The organism is Mesorhizobium sp. M1182 (assembly GCF_040318335.1).
GTDB lineage: Bacteria > Pseudomonadota > Alphaproteobacteria > Rhizobiales > Rhizobiaceae > Mesorhizobium.
This window is the reverse complement of record NZ_JAMYMD010000011.1, coordinates 105303-120961: the sequence shown is the minus strand read 5'-3', so window position 1 is coordinate 120961 and position 15659 is coordinate 105303. Positions and strand designations below refer to the sequence as shown.

Below are 15659 nucleotides of genomic sequence, written 5' to 3'. Positions count from 1 at the left end.
GCATCGTTCGAAGCCCTGCAAACGCAAGCCTCGAAGATTGGCGGGACAGCGCCCCCCTCTGTCCTGCCGGACATCTCCCCCTCAAGGGGGGAGATCAGCTGCCTCGCCGATGGCGCTACGCTTTAAACGTACAAATCTTTGAACGTACAAATTGCCTTCGAAGCCGGAGACTGGCGAAGGACGTCGCGACGTCCAATCTCCCCCCTTGAGGGGGAGATGTCCGGCAGGACAGAGGGGGGCGCGAAGGAACTCGACCTGCGCGCCAAATAACCCTCTCCATCTCCGCCGAGCGTGGTTGCCGCCTGCAATTGGTATGGCAGCCTGAAAAAAGCTGGAGCCACGCCGGATTTTTGCGCGCGCCCTGCGCCGAACTGCGCTAAAGGCTTTTTTGGCCGGACCAGCGCCCATCGTGGAAGTGCCCCGCCGGCCGACATAGCCGCCACGGGGCCTTATTCCATGACCACAGAATCCCAAGTACCATCCGACCAGCGCTATGCCGCCTTTCGCCACCGGCCGTTCCTGAGCTACTGGGCGGCGCGCTTCCTCTCGACATTCTCCACCCAGATCGTGTCGGTCGCCGTCGGCTGGCAGATCTACGATCTCACCCGCGACCCGTTCGACCTCGGCCTTGTCGGCATCGTCCAGTTCCTGCCTTCGCTGCTGCTAGTGCTGGTCACCGGCGACGTTGCCGATCGTTTCGGGCGCCGGCTGATCATGGCGGCGGCGGTGCTGGTCGAGGCGGGCTGCGCCTTGGCCCTGCTGCTGCTGACGCTACGCGGCCTCTCCGGGCCGATGCCGGTCTTCATCGTGCTCGCCATGTTCGGCATCGCGCGCGCCTTCTTCGGGCCGGCCTCCTCATCACTGTTCGCCAATCTGGTGCCGCCCGAGGATTTCGCCAACGCCATCGCCTGGAACTCGTCCGCCTGGCAGACGGCAACCATCGTCGGGCCGGTCGCCGGCGGCCTGCTCTACGGGCTTTCAGCCGAAGCCGCCTACACCACCGCCGCCGTGCTGATGCTGGTTGCCGCCGTGCTGATCTTCACCATCCCGAAGCCTGCCCAGCGCAGCCGGACCGACAGGCCGACGGTACAGACCCTGTTCGCCGGCTTCGGCTATATCTGGAGCGAAAAGATCGTGCTCGGCGCGATTTCGCTCGATCTGTTTGCGGTGCTCCTGTCCGGCGCCTCGGCGCTGCTGCCGGTCTACGCGCGCGATATCCTCGAACTCGGCCCATGGGGGCTCGGCCTGTTGCGCTCGGCGCCCGGCGTCGGCGCCATCTGCGTCGCCATCTGGCTGGCCGGACACCCGATCCGCAACCATGCCGGCCTTGTCATGCTCGCCTTCGTCGCGCTGTTCGGCGCATTCACGGTTCTGTTCGGCCTCTCGACCATCACCTGGCTGTCGATTGCGGCCCTTGCGCTGCTCGGCGCCACCGACATGTTCAGCGTCTATATCCGCGAGACGCTGATCCAGCTGTGGACGCCGGACGACGTTCGCGGCCGCGTCAACGCTGTCAACCAGGTGTTTGTCGGCGCTTCCAATGAGCTCGGCGAATTCCGCGCCGGTACCATGGCGGCGTTGATCGGCACGGTTCCGGCCGTGGTGGTCGGGGGTGTCGGGGCGATCGCCGTTGCCGGCCTATGGGCGGTGCTGTTCCCGCAGCTGCGCAAGGTGCGTCATCTCAGGGGGCGAAACTGATTACCGCAGCGCCGGCTTGCCGAAAATCATCGGCAGGAACTCGCCGAGCCAGCGCTTGAGGTGCATGTCCCAGATCAGCCGGCCGCCGAGATGGTCGCGGCCGGGCTGCGCGCCGGGCAGTTCGAAGCGGTGCGCGCCGCGCACCACCCAGCGCTGCATCATCGCCCGGGTCAATTCGCCATGGAACTGGATGCCCCAGGCATTGTCGCCATAGCGGAAGGCCTGGTTGGGATAGGTTTCGGCCGTCGCCAAAAGCGTCGCGTCCTTCGGCAGCGAAAAGCCCTCGCGATGGAATTGATAGACCATCTCCGGCCAATGTATCAGCCTGCTGCCCGCTTCGGTCGCCTTAAGCGGATACCAGCCGATTTCGACGAGGCCCTCGCCGTGGCCCTCGACCCTGCCGCCAAGATGCTTGACCAGCATTTGCGCGCCGAGGCAGATGCCAAGCAGCGGCCGGTTCTCGTTGAGCGGAATTTTAAGCCAGTCGGTCTCGCGGCGGACGAACTCGTCGCCGTCATTGGCGCTCATCGGCCCGCCGAACACCACGGCGCCGGCATGGCCATCCAGCGTCTGCGGCAAGGCCTCGCCGAGCGGCGGTCGGCGGATGTCGAGGTCGAAGCCTTCCTCGATAAGCATATGGCCGACCCGTCCGGGGCTCGAATGCTCCTGATGCAGCACGATCAGGATCTTTGGTCTCGGACTTGGCTTGGGCGGCATTGGAAGGCGGGATCCTGTCTATTCGTCGCTTGAGGTTCCGGCAGCACCAGGAGCCGCGGCGGCCGCCTTGAGGCGCGCCTCGACACGGTCGCGACGTTCGACGCCGATCAGCTCGGCGACCCGCCACACGGTATTGTCCTCGAGCTCGTGCAGCTCGCCATCGGCATAGACGATCTCCCACATCAGGCCGATGAAGGCCTTTCGCGCCTCGGCGTCGAGATGGCGCTTGAGCACGCTGGTGAAGGCGTAGAGGTCGATCGCCTCATTGTCGGCCCGCTCGCCGGCAGCCGCCAACGCGTCGAGTTCGTCGCCGCTGATCGAGTAGCTTTCCGCCAGCACCTTCTTGAACCGTTCCCATTCGCTATCCTGGCGCACCCCGTCGGCGTTCATCACGTGGAAAAGCAGGGCGGACGCGGCAATGCGCGGATCGTCGGCGCTGGGGCTGGCGCCACCACCGGACGGCAGATCCCTTAGAAACGACAAAACGCGTTCGAACATCAAATCATTCCCAATAAGCCCGGGTCCACTCGACCCTGATCAGAATAAACGAAACCGGCGCGTCGATTTATCCGCCGCGTCGTCTGGATCGACGCCAGGGTCGTCGGGCAGCCGCGTCAGCTCCTGCGCTGGCTCGACGGCCTCGGCATCTTCCGGCACTTGGGCAAACGCCGCCGCGGTGATTGGTGTCACATGATCCTCGCCGGCACGGTCGTCCGTCTTCTCCTCGGTCGCTGTGCCCGGTGTCTCCGCCGTGTGCTCGATCGTCCCGGCTCTTTCCTGTGCCGGCCCGGCTGGAGCCGCGATGGCCGGCACCGGCGCCTCCGGCGTATCCTCATGACCGTCGATCAACTGCCCGAGCCGCTCCATCGGCGCCCGCCATTCGAATGCATCGAGCCTGCCGGTGATCGGCGATACCGGAGCCCAGCGTTCGGAGACGACACCATCGGCAACCCAGGCCGGGTCGCGCGGCGCTCTCACCGCCTTCGACAGCAACTGCCGCACCTTGCCCTGGTCGCCGGTCTCGGCCTCCTCGATATCGGCCAGCAGCAGATAGGCGCCTTCGCGGCGATCCATGCGGATCGCGGCTTCCGCCTCCCGGCGGGCGGTTGAAAAATCCTGCGCATCCAGCGCGGCGCGCGCCACGGCAAGCGAGGACTCGGCATGGTTCTTCTTCAGCTCCTGCAGCTTCTTTGCCCGGTTCAGCCGGTCGAGCACGGCATCGCCCGGCCTGGCATGGGTGTAGAGCTCGGCGATCTCCGGATGCGGCTCGGCCTTCCACCCCGCCTCGAGGATTTTCGAGCCTTTGCGCACGTCGTTCTGCCTAAACAGCAATTTCGCCGCGACGACCGCCGCCGGTGCAAAATCCGGCCGCAGCCGGTTGGCTTCGAGCGCCGCCGCCCTTGCGGCATTGGCATCGCTGTCGATCAGCGCCTGCGCCTTGGCGGTCAGCAGCACGGCGCGGCGGCGGTTGGCGGCGTCACGCTCGATCTGCCGGGTCGACTTCTGGGCGTCGACCAGTTTCAGCGCGCCATCCCAGTCGCCGCGTCCAGTCAGGTCTTCCAGCGTCGATTCGGCCGCCCAGGCCAGTTGCGGCGCCACCGCCGCGGCACGGCCGGCATAGTGGCGGGCTGCGTTGCGGTCGCCGAGCCGCTCGGCCTCGAGATAAAGCCCGCGCAGGCCGAGCAGCCGCATTTCGGGATCATCGAGCATGGTCTCGAACTTTTCGCGGGCGCCTTCATGGTCGCCTTCGAGCAGCGAGGCCTGCGCGTCGAGCAGCTGGATCAGTGGCTCCTGATCGGAGCGGATCAGCTTTGCCGCTTCCTTGGTCTTCTTGCGGGCGAGCGCGCCGTCACCGGCCCCGGCGGCGATCATCCCGGTCGACAGCGCCTGGTAGCCGCGGTCGCGGCGACGCACGCGGAAATAGCGCGAGATCGTATAGGGGCTGTTCCACAGCGCCTTGATCACCCACCAGACGATCATCACCGCGGCAACCACGGCAACGACCGCCACCGCCGCGACCATCAGGCTGACCTGATATTGATAGCCGTTGAAGGTGACGAGCATTTCGCCCGGCCGGTCGGCCAGCCAGGCGAAGCCGAGCCCGAGCGCAAAGACGACGGCAAGGAAGGCGAGGATGCGGATCATCGGGTTCCTCACGCCTTCATCGCGCCGGCGATGAGCGAATCGATCAGCGTCTCGACCTCCATCCGCGCTTTCAGCTTGCCGGCAAAGTCGGCGCCGGCGGCCTTGGCCGCCTCAGGCAGGGTTTCGTATTCGCTGAGCGCCTTGGCGTAGTCGCCCTGGTTGACCGCGACCTCCATGCGCGCGACGGTTTCCGGAACGCCGGTGCCTTCGACGGCGCCGATCGGCCTGACCTTGACCAGCGATTCGGCGCTGGACAGCAGCTTCTGCAGGATGCCGGCATTCTGGTCGATGGGCGTCGCGGCAGCGACCATCGCGTTGGCGGCGGCGTCCGCTTCGGCGGCGATCTCGGAGCGCATCGGGACGCCCTTTTCGGCATAGGTGCGCAACGTCGCGATCTCGGGTGCATCGGGTGAGATCGCGGCAAAGGTTTCCAGCTCGGCGGCGAACGGTGCACCACGGTCGAGCGCTGCCTTGAGCGCCGAAGCGGCAATGGCCAGTGCGATCTTCGGCTGCGAAGCCTGTGCATCGACCTTGCCGGAGATCTGTGAAACCGACCGTTCCAGGGCCGCAAGCCGGCTGTCCTGCGCCTTTGTCGTCTCGCCGGCCGATTTCACCAGCGCATCGAGCGCGGCCAGCCTTTCGTTGAGCGGGCCGAGATCGACCGGCGCCGTACCGCCGGCTTTGCCGAGGGCCGCAACCGCCGTCTCGATCTGCCTTACCTTGTCGCCAAGTGCTGCCAGGCCGGCATTGTCGCCGGCACCGCCTTGCTCGACCGCCGACTTCAACGCCGCGACGTCCGCCCTGACCTGATCCAGCGCCGACGACAGCCCGTCCACCTTGGCCGATGCGTCATTGTTGGCGCCGGCCTGTCTGAGGTCCGCGACCTCGCGTTTCAGCGAAACGATCTCACCATTGACCGCGTCGAGCGACACGCCGCCCGACCCCGGCGCACCGAGCAGGCCGGCAAATTGCAGCCCGCCGGCCGCGGCGAGGGCGATGACGCCGCCGATAATACCGGCGGCGATGCCGTTGATGCCGCTTCGCTTCGGCTGCGCTGCCATATGGTCGTCCCTCGTCTCAGCTGTCTTCTCACCGGAACCTGGGATCCTCGGTTCGTTGGCCCCGGTTCCGCTGGATGCATCTTCGAAACTGTAATCGGAAACCGCGGAGCGCCCGGCCGGCGCATCCGAACCGGCGGGATAAGGGGTTTCCGCTTCCCTGGCAGAATCGACGCCGGCGTCCGCCGGCTCTTGCGTGCCGGCCGGCGCGGCTGCGTCGGCATGTTCCCATGGCTCGAGATCGGTCTGGTCCGCATGCACCGGCTCTTCAGGTGGCTCCGGCTGCGAGGCGTTCGCCGCTTCCTCGGCCCGCGCCTCGTCGGTCCGCGAGGTCACGGCATTCTGTTCGTCGGCGACTCGCGAGACGGCGCCAGGCTCAAGCTCGATGGTCACCGGCTCACGGCGGCTCTTGGAATGCCGCATCTTCGGCGTCTTGACCATGCTCGGGCTCCGCAAAATTCGCTTCGGGATGGTTGAAAGGGTCTAGCACATCACCAAGCGGTGAAAAGGGGCGGCGTGATGACGCCACGGCTTGGAGTTCAGTTTTGGCAAAACGCCGCAGGGCCGAATCCGCGTTTCAAGCCAAGGCCCATGCTCGGCACACAAAAAACCCGCCTCGGCGGGCGGGTCGTTGGAGCCAATTGGCACCATAACCAAATTACTAGCATAGCTGCCGGCACAAAGCAAGAACAAAATGTGCCCGAGGGCAATCGCCTGCGTTTGGCGCCGCCCTTCAAGCACGGCACAGAGCCGCCGCTAATGCCATCAGCGCGGCGCCTGCAAAAGTCCCAGCAAGGCATCTTCGCTGGGCTCGAGCGCAATCCGTATCCTTTCGCCAGCGACATCGCCCAAGGCCGCGGCAATGCGTCCCGACAGCGCGAAACAGCGCGTGTCCTGAAAAAGGCTACGCAGCGCCGGCCGGCTAGCCAGGGCCTGCATCGCTTTTGCCGCGTTGGCCGAATAGAGCAGCACCGCCTCGACCGGCCGGGCGGACAGGCGCGCAAGAACGGCCTCGTCGGAGTAATCCAGGACAACGGTGTCGTAGGTCTCGACGGCGCGGATCTGAACGCCCGACGCCAACAGCCCTTCCTCGAAGCCGGGAAATCTTACCCGCCCGCAGAGATAGACGATCGTCTGCCCCGCGTAACCGCCAGCAAGCGCATCGGCCAGCGCCTCGGCATTGCCCGGGCCTTCGCTGACCGACAGAAACGCGGCAGCGCGGGCGGCTTCCGCCGTCTTCCTGCCGACGGCGTGGCACGGCAAGCCGGCGAGCGCCGCGATGACCTCTTTCGGCGCATGGCGAACGGCATTGGCGCTGGTGACCGCGACCGCCGCGGCGTCAGCGAGCGCGCCGGCATCGACCGGCAGCGTCACGGTTCCGGTCAATGGCAGCAGGATCGGCTGAAAGCCGGCATCCGCAAGCCGGCGCCCCGTGCGCGACGCGCCCGGTTCGGGCCTCGTCACCAGGACGCGGAGCATGTCAGGTCCAGCCATCGAAGAATGTTTCGCCGGCCTTGGCCCGAACGGTCGCCGCGGCTTCCGCGCCAATGCGCGCCGCCTCCTGCGCCGGCCCTTGCAGCCTGACTTCATGCGACTGCGTGCCATCGGGCGAGATGATCAGCCCGGCAAAGGAAACCGTTCCGCCCGATATCGTCGCATGTCCGGCGATCGGCGTGCGGCAGGACCCGTCGAGCGCCGCCAGGAAGGCGCGCTCGCAGGCCAGCGCCTCGCCGGTCGGCCCGTCGTGGATCGCTGCCAGCATCTGTTCCACGTCGCGGTCTCCGATGCGGCTTTCGATGCAGATCGCGCCTTGCCCCGGCGCCGGCGGAAAGACCTCGAGCGGCATCAGGTCGGTGACGACGTCTTCGAGCCCGAGCCGCTTCAGCCCGGCATAGGCGAGGATGGTGCCGTCGGCGATGCCGTCGTCGAGCTTGCGCAGCCGCGTCTGCACATTGCCGCGAAACATCACCACTTCGACGTCCGGCCGCATCCGCCGGATCAGCGCCTGGCGCCGCAGCGACGACGAACCGACCCTGGCGCCTTGCGGCAGGCCGGCAATCGTTCGCGCCGCCTTGCCGATGAAGGCATCGCGCGCGTCCTCGCGCGGCAGGAACGCGGACAGTTCCAGCCCCTCGGGCAACAGCGTCGGCATGTCCTTCGACGAATGCACGGCGATGTCGATGCGGCGCGCCAGCAGCGCCTCCTCGATCTCCTTGGTGAACAGGCCCTTGCCGCCGGCTTCCGACAGCGGCCGGTCCTGGATGCGGTCGCCGGTGGTCGAGATGACAACCACCTCGAAAGCTTCCGCCGGCATGCCGTGCGCCGCCATCAGCCGCGCCTGCGTTTCATGCGCCTGCGCCAGCGCCAACGGGCTGCCGCGTGTTCCGATTCTCAAGGTTGTTTGCATGACGCGTCGTCCGTGATAACCCCCGGCAGGTTTTCGGGCTTTCTCCTATCGGGGAAAGGCCGGTTGCACAATCATCGAGGACAGCGACGAATTGATCCGCGTTCTGGGCATCGAGACGAGTTGCGACGAGACCGCCGCCAGCGTGGTGGCGCTGGACGGTCGCAGCACGCCGCAAATCCTGTCGAACATCGTGCTCAGCCAGATCGAGGAGCATGCTGCTTTCGGCGGCGTCGTGCCGGAGATCGCCGCGCGCGCCCATGTCGAGGCGCTCGACGGCATCATCGAGGCAGCGCTGGCCGATTCCGGCGTCGAGCTCGCCGACATCGATGCGATTGCCGCCACCGCCGGCCCCGGTCTTGTCGGCGGGCTGATCGTCGGCCTGATGACGGCCAAAGCAATCGCCGCGGCAGCAAAAAAACCGCTGATCGCCATCAACCATCTCGAAGGCCACGCGCTGACGGCCAGGCTGACCGACGGGCTCGACTTTCCCTACCTCTTGCTGCTGGTCTCCGGCGGCCATACCCAGATCGTCGCCGTGCGCGGCGTCGGCGACTACCAGCGCTGGGCGACGACGATCGACGACGCGCTTGGCGAAGCCTTCGACAAGACGGCCAAGATGCTCGGCCTGCCCTATCCGGGCGGACCGAATGTCGAGAAGGCGGCGGCAACCGGTGACGCGACGCGTTTCGCCTTTCCGCGCCCGATGAAGGGCTCCGTGCAGCCCGATTTTTCCTTCTCCGGCCTCAAGACCGCGGTGCGCCAGGCGGCAACCGCGATTGCCCCGCTGAGCGACCAGGATGTCGCCGATATCTGCGCCTCGTTCCAGGCGGCGGTCGCGGATGCGCTGGGCGACCGTGTTGCGCGGGCGCTGACCCGGTTCCGTCAGCAATTCCCGGACAAGGCCGAGCCTGCATTGGTTGTCGCCGGCGGCGTCGCCGCCAATCGGACCATCAAGGCGACATTGCAGGGCCTGTGCGAGCAGGCCGGGTTCAGCTTCGTCGCGCCGCCGCTCAACCTCTGCACCGACAATGCGGCGATGATCGCCTGGGCCGGCATCGAGCGCTTGCGCGCCGGCATATCAGGTGAAAACGCCGCCGATTTCGTGCCGCGCTCGCGCTGGCCGCTGGACAGCGTCTCGGCCCCGATGGTCGGCTCGGGCCGGCGTGGGGCCAAGGCATGACCGGCAGCGAGCACAAGGCGCCAAGCGGCTGGCGCGTCGCCGTGCTCGGCGGCGGCGCCTGGGGCACGGCGCTGGCGCTGGCCACGCTGCGCGCCGGTCATTTCGTCCGCCTCTATGCGCGCGACCCGGAGACCGTCGCGGCGGTCGACCGTGGCGAAAATCCGCGCTATCTGCCGGGCATTGCGCTTGATCCCGGCATCGTGGCGACGAGCGACATCGAGGCGGCGCTCGACGGTGCCGACTGCGTTCTGGCGGTAGCGCCGGCGCAATCGTTGCGGATTATGCTGACGGCCGCGTCCAGCCATATGCCGGAAGGGGTCCCGCTGGTCCTCTGCGCCAAGGGCATCGAGCGCGACACCGGCGCGCTGCTGTCGTCCATCACCGAGGAAATACTGCCGGCAAATCCGGTCGCCGCTTTGTCCGGCCCAAGCTTTGCCACCGATGTCGCCAGGGGCCTGCCGACGGCCGTCGTGGTCGCCGCCCGCGACGAGGCTCTGGCCACCGAGCTTGCCGCCCGCTTTTCGGCGGAAAATCTGCGCTGTTATTCGAGCGACGATCTGATCGGCGTCGAGATCGGCGGCGCGCTGAAGAACGTCTTTGCCATTGCCGCGGGTGCCGTCACCGGCGCCGGGCTCGGTGCCAGCGCCCAGGCGGCGATGGTGACGCGCGGCTTCGTCGAATTGCGCCGCATCGGCGCCGCCTTTGGCGCCAGGCCGGAGACGCTGATGGGGCTTTCCGGCCTCGGCGACCTGCTGCTCACCTGCTCGTCCGCGCAGTCGCGCAATTTCGCCTATGGGCTGGCGCTGGGGCAAGGCAAGCCGCTTGCCGGCTTGCCTTTGGCCGAAGGCGTGCCGACGGCGGCAATCGCCGCCCGCATCGCCGGCGAGCGCCGGATCGACGCGCCGATCATCGCCGCCGTCGCCGCCATACTGGACGGCACCATAACCATAGACCAGGCTGTGTCGGCGTTGATGACAAGGCCACTCAAGACCGAAACCGACATGTAATCGCGAACGATTGCGGAGATGGAAAGATGCTGTTTGCGTTGATTTGCAAGGACAAGCCAGGAAGCCTGCAGGTGCGGCTCGACACGCGGCCCGAGCACATTGCCTTTCTGGAAGGGCTGAACGGCGACAAGAAACTGGGTTTCGCCGGCCCTTTCCTCGACGCCGACGGCAAGCCGGACGGCAGCCTCGTCGTTGTCGAGGCGCCCGATCTGGCGGCGGCAAAAGCCCTGTCGGCGGCCGATCCCTATACCAAGGCAGGGCTGTTCGAAAGCGTCGAAATCCGGCAATGGAACTGGAGCTTCAACAAACCTGTGAGTGAATGATCGTTCGTTCGCGCTGCCCCTCATCCGCCTGCCGGCACCTTCTCCCCGTGAAGAACGGGGAGAAGGGAGAAGCTCCAGCGCTGGCGACCCCTCTCCCCGTCCTTACGGGGAGCGGGTAAGGGTGAGGGGCAGCGCCAACGCTGGATAGCGACAAACCGACAACGGCAACGGGACAACTGAGATGAACTACTGGCTGTTCAAATCCGAACCTTCGGTCTTCTCCTTCGAGGACCTCAAGGCCAAGGGCAAGGCCGGCACGCAGTGGGACGGCGTGCGCAATTATGCGGCGCGCAACAACATGAAGGCGATGCAGATCGGCGATCTCGGCTTCTTCTACCATTCCAATGACGGGCTGGACATCGTCGGCATCGCCGAAGTCTGCGCTCTGGCCCATCAGGACAGCACCACCGACGATCCCCGCTGGGAGTGCGTCGACATCCGCGCCTTCAAGGCCATGCCGAAGCCGGTGACGCTGGAGCAGGCCAAGGCCAATCCAAAGCTGGCCGACATGGCGCTGGTGCGGCTCGGGCGGCTGTCTGTGCAGCCGGTGACGCCGGCCGAATGGCAAGAGGTTTGCCGCATGGGCGGCCTGACGCCGGCGCCATGACGGCGCTGACGCCGGACAGCGCCAGGAAATTCATCCTCGACAACACGGCGCTGATGGCGCCGCCGCATGTGCCGGAGATCCGCCTGCACCTGGCCGACGAGGCGCACGAACTGTGGCAGCGGACCGAGGACGAGCTGACCGAAATCGGCCTGCCGCCGCCCTTCTGGGCTTTTGCCTGGGCCGGCGGCCAAGGCCTTGCCCGCTACATCCTCGACAATCCGGCGGCGGTGCGCGGCAAGCGCGTGCTCGACTTCGCCTCCGGCTCCGGCCTTGTCGCCATTGCCGCGGTGAAGGCCGGAGCTGCCGAGGTGATCGCCGCCGATATCGACCCATTCTGCGCGACCGCGATCCGCCTCAATGCCGAGGCAAATGGGACCGAGATAAAATTCCTCATCGGCGACTGCATCGGCAGCGATGCCGGCTGGGACGTGGTGCTGGCCGGCGACGTCTTCTACGACAAAACTTTCGCCGACAGGCTGATGCCGTGGTTCGTCGCGCTGAAGGCGCGCGGCGGCGACATCCTCGTCGGCGATCCCGGCCGTTCCTATCTGCCGAGGGCGGGACTGGAACCGCTTGCCGTCTATGAAGTGGCGGTGACCCGGGCGCTGGAGGACGCCGAGGTCAAGCGCACCACCGTCTGGCGCCTTGCTTGACGGCATCGCCGAACAGGCGTTCCATCGCGCAATCGACCGGAGGGAACCATGGATTTTTCAGCAATCAATTGGCTGGCGGTAATCGTCGCCGCCGTCGTGGCGTGGTTGTTCGGCGCGGCCTGGTACATGGGCTTGAGCAAGCCGTGGCTGAAGGCCGCCAAGCTTGATCCGGCGACGATGAGCAAATCGATGCTGCCCTTCGTCGTCTCCTTCGTCGCGGAGATCGTCATGGCGCTGGTCATGTCGCTGATCATCGGCGCCGTGACCGGCGGCGAGCCGAGCCTGCTTGCCGGGGTGATCTTCGGCTTCGTTCTCTGGCTGGGGTTCGTCGCCACCACGCTTTCGGTCAACCATCGCTACGAAGGTTTCGGCTGGGATCTGACGCTGATCGATGTTGGTCACTGGCTCGGCGTGCTGCTTCTCATCGGCGCGGTGATCGGCTGGTTCGGCGCGGCGGCGGGCTGAACGTCAGGTCGGGGTCCTGGCGATTTCGTCGAGAAGCCAATCGCGAAAGGCGGCAATGCGCGCATCATTCGCCGCACTTTCGGGATAGACCAGGAAATAGGCGAATTCGGGCGCGACCTTGATGCCGAGTTCGAACGGCCGGATCAGCCTGCCTTCCGAAAGGTCGTTTGCCACCATGGCGAAATCGGCGAGCGCGACCGCGTTGCCGTCGAGCGCGGCCTGGACGGCATCCGTCGAATTGCCGAACACGATGGTCCGGCTGTCGTCGAAATCGTCGACGCCCGCCGCCGCCATCCACATGCTCCAGTTCGGCCAGGTGACGCCCTGGCGCGACCACTCGATATGGGCCAGCGTATGGTGGAACAGGTCGCGCGGCTCCTTGAGCGGCGGCCCTGACCGCAGCAAGGCCGGGCTGCAGACGGGGATGATGACGTTTTCGAACAGCCGGTGCGAGCGAAGCCCCGGATATTTGCCGGTGCCGAAACGGATGCCGAGATCGACGTCGTCGCGATCGAAGTCGCGCACCTCGTAACTGATGTCGAAACGCAGCTCGATTGCCGGATGCTGTTTGCGAAAATCGTCGACGCGCCGCATCAGCCACTTCGTCGCGAATTGCGCATCGAGGGTGACCTTCAGCAGCGCCGATCCGCGCGCCGCCTTCTGCGCCCGTGAGACGGCCCGGCCAAGCAGGTCGAGCGCATCGGTCGAAGCTTCGAACAGCACCGCGCCCGCCTCGGTCAGCCGGATCGTGCGGCTGGTGCGTGTGAACAGCACGATGCCGAGCTGATCCTCGATTTCCTTGATCTGATGGCTGACCGCTGCCGGCGTCAGGCCGAGCTCGTCGGCGGCGCGGGTGAAATTGAGGTGCCGGGCCGCTGCCTCCAGCGTCCGCAGCGCACGGGTTCCAGGCAGCAGGCGCGCCATCAGTGCCAGGCGAGGAGGGTTCGATCGAGCATTCCAATCCTCAAACAAAACTTGAAGATGCAGAAAAAACTACTCGTTTCCCGTTTTAATTTCAATCCGCCATGCTCTGAGCATCGAAGAAACATCAAACCGGATTTGATGTCCGGAGAAGCGGATTGCACCATGTCTGACATCGCCTTGCGCTCGGTAACCCTCCGCCCGGCCTGGCTGCGCGCCGTGCTTGACTGGCTTCGGCACGCAAAAATCGCGGTCAGTCTTCCCTACGAAAATGTCGAGGATCTCTCCGATCGCCAGCTTCGCGACATCGGCGGCGAACGCAAGGACATCGCACGCGCCATGGACCGCGAACTCGGCCGGCTCGGCCTTCTCGACATAGGGTGGCAAAGGAGTAGGGGAGTAGGGGAGTAGGGGAGTAGGGGAGTAGGAAAGCTAAGCGGCGCGCCCGCCCCTGTCTCTACTCTTACTGCCCTACTCCCCTATTCCCCTATTCCCTCACCTCACCACCCTTACCACCGTCCGCTCTGATAGCAGCGGCAGCAGCCGCGCCATGGTGCGGGCGGTTACCGCGACGCAGCCTTGCGTCGGCGTGAAGCCGGGGCGCGCCAGGTGGAAGAAGATGGCGCTGCCGCGCCCGCGCCGGCGCGGCACAATGTTCCAGTCCAGCACCAGGCAGGCGTCATAGAGATCGTCGGTGCGCAGCATCCGCTCATGGCTGGCGCCATAGGGGATTTTGACCGGGCGGTTGTAGTTGCGGTCCCCGGGCACTTCGCACCAGCCGAGGTCGCGGCCGATCGGCGTCATCGCCAGCCGCGTCCGGCGGCCGCCGGCAAAACGGTCGCCGCGAAAATACCCCGACAATATCCGCATCGAGGCAAGCGGCGTGGCGCCGTCGCCCTCGCGCTTGCCGGCCGAGATGCCGCCATGCCCGAGCGCACATGGAAACACCAGTTTGCCGGCCTGCAGAAAGCCCTGGCTGGGTTGGCCGGGGCGCGCGCGCACGGTGAGCACGGTGAGCCCTTTCGGCAAAATTGCGCCGACTGCATTGCGATCGTGTTTTTTCTTGTATGATCGTGCCACGGAACAAATCACTGTGAACGGCTGTTGTGCCGGTCAGCTTCCGCATAAACAGGCAGCGGTCAACTGAAATCTCTTTTCAAAACAACGGATTGATCCATGACTTCACGCACCATTCTGATCGTCGACGACGATGACGACCTGCGCGGCACCCTTGTCGAGCAATTGTCGCTTTATGAGGAATTCGATGTCCTGCAGGAAGCGACCGCCGCCAAAGGCGTCGCCACGGCGCGTGGCGGGCTCATCGACCTGCTCATCATGGATGTCGGCCTGCCCGACATGGATGGCCGCGAGGCGGTAAAGATATTGCGCAAGGGCGGCTACAAGGCGCCGATCATCATGCTGACCGGCCATGATACCGATTCCGACACCATCCTTGGCCTCGAGGCCGGCGCCAACGACTATGTGACGAAGCCGTTCCGTTTTGCCGTGCTGCTGGCCCGCATCCGCGCGCAGTTGCGCCAGCACGAACAGAGCGAGGACGCCACTTTCTCGGTCGGCCCCTACACGTTCAAGCCCAGCCAGAAGCTTCTGATCGACCCGCGGGGCGCCAAGGTGCGGCTGACCGAAAAGGAAGCCTCGATCATCAAATATCTCTACCGTGCCGACCAGAAGGTGGTGACCCGCGACGTGCTGCTGGAGGAAGTCTGGGGCTACAATTCCGGCGTCACCACGCATACGCTCGAAACTCACGTCTACCGGCTGCGCCAGAAGATCGAGCGCGATCCTTCCAACGCGGAAATTCTCGTGACAGAAAGCGGCGGCTACAAGCTGGTTCCTTAAACATTTCATTATTCAAATAAGCGATCCGGGCGGGGCGCTTTTCGGGTACGGTCCTGAGGCTGGAGGTGGTTTTGGATCGGCCTCGTAGGGGAGGAGTCGGACTGACGGTTCGGGGACATAGCTAGATGGCGCTGGATGACGACATCCGCATCCTGTCCACCGTGAGGCTCTTCGAGGGCTTTACGCAGGAACAGCTGCGTCTGCTCGCCTTCGGCGCCGAAACCACCATGTTGAAAGCCGACCACAAGCTTTACCGCGAGGACGACGAGGCTGATTCGGCCTACATCGTGGTCAGCGGCCGCATCGTCCTCTACCGCGAGCACGACGGCGAGCGCATCCCGATCGGCACCGTCGGCCCCGGCACCATGCTCAGCGAACTGGCGCTGATCGCCGACACCAACCGGCTGACCAGCGCCTCCGCCGAAATCGATTCGGAAGTGCTGCGGCTCAGCCGCAAGATGTTCCGCCGCATCCTCGAGGAATACCCGGAACTGGCGGTTCACCTGCACCAGCGCATTTTGGAGGATTTCCAGGCGATGATTCGCCGCATCGAGGAACTTGGGCCGCGTTTTGCCGGCTAATATAGCGCCTCTGGCCTAACCAGATCGACTTCGGAAC

18 protein-coding genes are annotated in these 15659 nt (G+C 65.7%); 10 read left to right on the top strand and 8 right to left on the bottom strand.

Annotated elements, in window-relative coordinates; all coding sequences use genetic code 11:
- Positions 1-456: 456 nt before the first annotated feature.
- Positions 457-1698: an MFS transporter gene (locus NKH33_RS15955; RefSeq protein WP_352920513.1), complete on the top strand. Its 1242-nt coding sequence runs from the start codon at positions 457-459 to the stop codon at positions 1696-1698.
- Here the strand turns inward: NKH33_RS15955 and NKH33_RS15950 are convergent, their stop codons facing one another.
- The 6 genes from NKH33_RS15950 to hemC all read right to left on the bottom strand — a co-directional run bounded on the left by NKH33_RS15950 (position 1699) and on the right by hemC (position 8025).
- Entirely contained in the window at positions 1699-2415 is a 717-nt protein-coding gene (locus NKH33_RS15950; RefSeq protein WP_352920510.1) for a glutamine amidotransferase, read from the bottom strand. It lies immediately after the preceding gene.
- An 18-nt stretch (positions 2416-2433) separates the two neighbouring features.
- On the bottom strand, positions 2434-2913 hold the full coding sequence (locus NKH33_RS15945; protein WP_352470762.1) for a tellurite resistance TerB family protein: 480 nt from the start codon (positions 2911-2913) through the stop codon (positions 2434-2436).
- Positions 2914-2952: 39 nt separating this feature from the next.
- Positions 2953-4560, bottom strand: a complete 1608-nt coding sequence (locus NKH33_RS15940; RefSeq protein ID WP_352920507.1) for a heme biosynthesis protein HemY — start codon at positions 4558-4560, stop codon at positions 2953-2955.
- A gap of 8 nt (positions 4561-4568) precedes the next feature.
- Positions 4569-6059, bottom strand: coding sequence for a COG4223 family protein (locus NKH33_RS15935; protein WP_352920505.1), 1491 nt, complete (start codon positions 6057-6059; stop codon positions 4569-4571).
- A 324-nt stretch (positions 6060-6383) separates the two neighbouring features.
- Positions 6384-7097: a uroporphyrinogen-III synthase gene (locus NKH33_RS15930; protein WP_352920502.1), complete on the bottom strand. Its 714-nt coding sequence runs from the start codon at positions 7095-7097 to the stop codon at positions 6384-6386.
- 1 nt (position 7098) lies between these two features.
- A complete protein-coding gene (gene hemC, locus NKH33_RS15925; protein ID WP_352817356.1) occupies positions 7099-8025 on the bottom strand; it encodes a hydroxymethylbilane synthase in 927 nt (308 codons plus the stop codon).
- Positions 8026-8119: 94 nt separating this feature from the next.
- Here hemC and tsaD point away from each other — a divergent pair, with 94 nt between their 5' ends.
- The 6 genes from tsaD (at position 8120) to NKH33_RS15895 (ending at position 12260) form a co-directional block, all read left to right on the top strand.
- Positions 8120-9205: a tRNA (adenosine(37)-N6)-threonylcarbamoyltransferase complex transferase subunit TsaD gene (tsaD, locus tag NKH33_RS15920; protein ID WP_352540951.1), complete on the top strand. Its 1086-nt coding sequence runs from the start codon at positions 8120-8122 to the stop codon at positions 9203-9205.
- Positions 9202-10212, top strand: a complete 1011-nt coding sequence (locus NKH33_RS15915) for an NAD(P)H-dependent glycerol-3-phosphate dehydrogenase (RefSeq protein ID WP_352920499.1) — start codon at positions 9202-9204, stop codon at positions 10210-10212. Before tsaD ends, NKH33_RS15915 begins: the two co-directional genes overlap by 4 nt.
- 26 nt (positions 10213-10238) lie before the next feature.
- Entirely contained in the window at positions 10239-10535 is a 297-nt protein-coding gene (locus tag NKH33_RS15910; RefSeq protein ID WP_352470768.1) for a YciI-like protein, read from the top strand.
- A gap of 181 nt (positions 10536-10716) precedes the next feature.
- Positions 10717-11142: an EVE domain-containing protein gene (locus tag NKH33_RS15905; RefSeq protein WP_023680473.1), complete on the top strand. Its 426-nt coding sequence runs from the start codon at positions 10717-10719 to the stop codon at positions 11140-11142.
- Entirely contained in the window at positions 11097-11795 is a 699-nt protein-coding gene (locus NKH33_RS15900) for a class I SAM-dependent methyltransferase (RefSeq protein WP_502896515.1), read from the top strand. The genes NKH33_RS15905 and NKH33_RS15900 overlap by 46 nt, the downstream gene beginning before the upstream one ends.
- Positions 11796-11843: 48 nt before the next feature.
- The gene (locus tag NKH33_RS15895; RefSeq protein ID WP_352920496.1) at positions 11844-12260 is read left to right on the top strand and encodes a DUF1761 domain-containing protein; all 417 of its coding nucleotides are present in this window, start codon (positions 11844-11846) and stop codon (positions 12258-12260) included.
- A gap of 3 nt (positions 12261-12263) precedes the next feature.
- Here the strand turns inward: NKH33_RS15895 and gcvA are convergent, their stop codons facing one another.
- Positions 12264-13184, bottom strand: coding sequence for a transcriptional regulator GcvA (gene gcvA, locus NKH33_RS15890; RefSeq protein WP_352920493.1), 921 nt, complete (start codon positions 13182-13184; stop codon positions 12264-12266).
- Positions 13185-13346: 162 nt separating this feature from the next.
- Here gcvA and NKH33_RS15885 point away from each other — a divergent pair, with 162 nt between their 5' ends.
- Positions 13347-13592, top strand: coding sequence for a hypothetical protein (locus tag NKH33_RS15885; RefSeq protein WP_352920491.1), 246 nt, complete (start codon positions 13347-13349; stop codon positions 13590-13592).
- A gap of 84 nt (positions 13593-13676) precedes the next feature.
- Here the strand turns inward: NKH33_RS15885 and NKH33_RS15880 are convergent, their stop codons facing one another.
- Entirely contained in the window at positions 13677-14213 is a 537-nt protein-coding gene (locus tag NKH33_RS15880) for a L,D-transpeptidase family protein (protein ID WP_245274862.1), read from the bottom strand.
- Between the two features lie 144 nt (positions 14214-14357).
- Here NKH33_RS15880 and NKH33_RS15875 point away from each other — a divergent pair, with 144 nt between their 5' ends.
- Both NKH33_RS15875 and NKH33_RS15870 read left to right on the top strand, forming a co-directional pair.
- Complete coding sequence (locus tag NKH33_RS15875) at positions 14358-15041, top strand: response regulator transcription factor (RefSeq protein WP_023680479.1); 684 nt, start codon at positions 14358-14360, stop codon at positions 15039-15041.
- Between the two features lie 125 nt (positions 15042-15166).
- Positions 15167-15622 (top strand): Crp/Fnr family transcriptional regulator, encoded by a 456-nt coding sequence (locus NKH33_RS15870; RefSeq protein WP_352470773.1) that lies wholly within the window; start codon positions 15167-15169, stop codon positions 15620-15622.
- The last annotated feature ends 37 nt before the right edge of the window (positions 15623-15659 follow it).

Excerpts from the sequence above, each read along its gene's own strand:
- NKH33_RS15955 (WP_352920513.1), top strand. The coding sequence starts at position 457 with ATGACCACAGAATCCCAAGTACCATCCGACCAGCGCTATGCCGCCTTT.
- NKH33_RS15950 (WP_352920510.1), bottom strand. The coding sequence starts at position 2,415 with ATGCCGCCCAAGCCAAGTCCGAGACCAAAGATCCTGATCGTGCTGCAT.
- NKH33_RS15945 (WP_352470762.1), bottom strand. The coding sequence starts at position 2,913 with ATGTTCGAACGCGTTTTGTCGTTTCTAAGGGATCTGCCGTCCGGTGGT.
- NKH33_RS15940 (WP_352920507.1), bottom strand. The coding sequence starts at position 4,560 with ATGATCCGCATCCTCGCCTTCCTTGCCGTCGTCTTTGCGCTCGGGCTC.
- NKH33_RS15935 (WP_352920505.1), bottom strand. The coding sequence starts at position 6,059 with ATGGTCAAGACGCCGAAGATGCGGCATTCCAAGAGCCGCCGTGAGCCG.
- NKH33_RS15930 (WP_352920502.1), bottom strand. The coding sequence starts at position 7,097 with ATGCTCCGCGTCCTGGTGACGAGGCCCGAACCGGGCGCGTCGCGCACG.
- hemC (WP_352817356.1), bottom strand. The coding sequence starts at position 8,025 with ATGCAAACAACCTTGAGAATCGGAACACGCGGCAGCCCGTTGGCGCTG.
- NKH33_RS15915 (WP_352920499.1), top strand. The coding sequence starts at position 9,202 with ATGACCGGCAGCGAGCACAAGGCGCCAAGCGGCTGGCGCGTCGCCGTG.
- NKH33_RS15910 (WP_352470768.1), top strand. The coding sequence starts at position 10,239 with ATGCTGTTTGCGTTGATTTGCAAGGACAAGCCAGGAAGCCTGCAGGTG.
- NKH33_RS15905 (WP_023680473.1), top strand. The coding sequence starts at position 10,717 with ATGAACTACTGGCTGTTCAAATCCGAACCTTCGGTCTTCTCCTTCGAG.
- NKH33_RS15900 (WP_502896515.1), top strand. The coding sequence starts at position 11,097 with ATGGCAAGAGGTTTGCCGCATGGGCGGCCTGACGCCGGCGCCATGACG.
- NKH33_RS15895 (WP_352920496.1), top strand. The coding sequence starts at position 11,844 with ATGGATTTTTCAGCAATCAATTGGCTGGCGGTAATCGTCGCCGCCGTC.
- gcvA (WP_352920493.1), bottom strand. The coding sequence starts at position 13,184 with ATGGCGCGCCTGCTGCCTGGAACCCGTGCGCTGCGGACGCTGGAGGCA.
- NKH33_RS15885 (WP_352920491.1), top strand. The coding sequence starts at position 13,347 with ATGTCTGACATCGCCTTGCGCTCGGTAACCCTCCGCCCGGCCTGGCTG.
- NKH33_RS15875 (WP_023680479.1), top strand. The coding sequence starts at position 14,358 with ATGACTTCACGCACCATTCTGATCGTCGACGACGATGACGACCTGCGC.
- NKH33_RS15870 (WP_352470773.1), top strand. The coding sequence starts at position 15,167 with ATGGCGCTGGATGACGACATCCGCATCCTGTCCACCGTGAGGCTCTTC.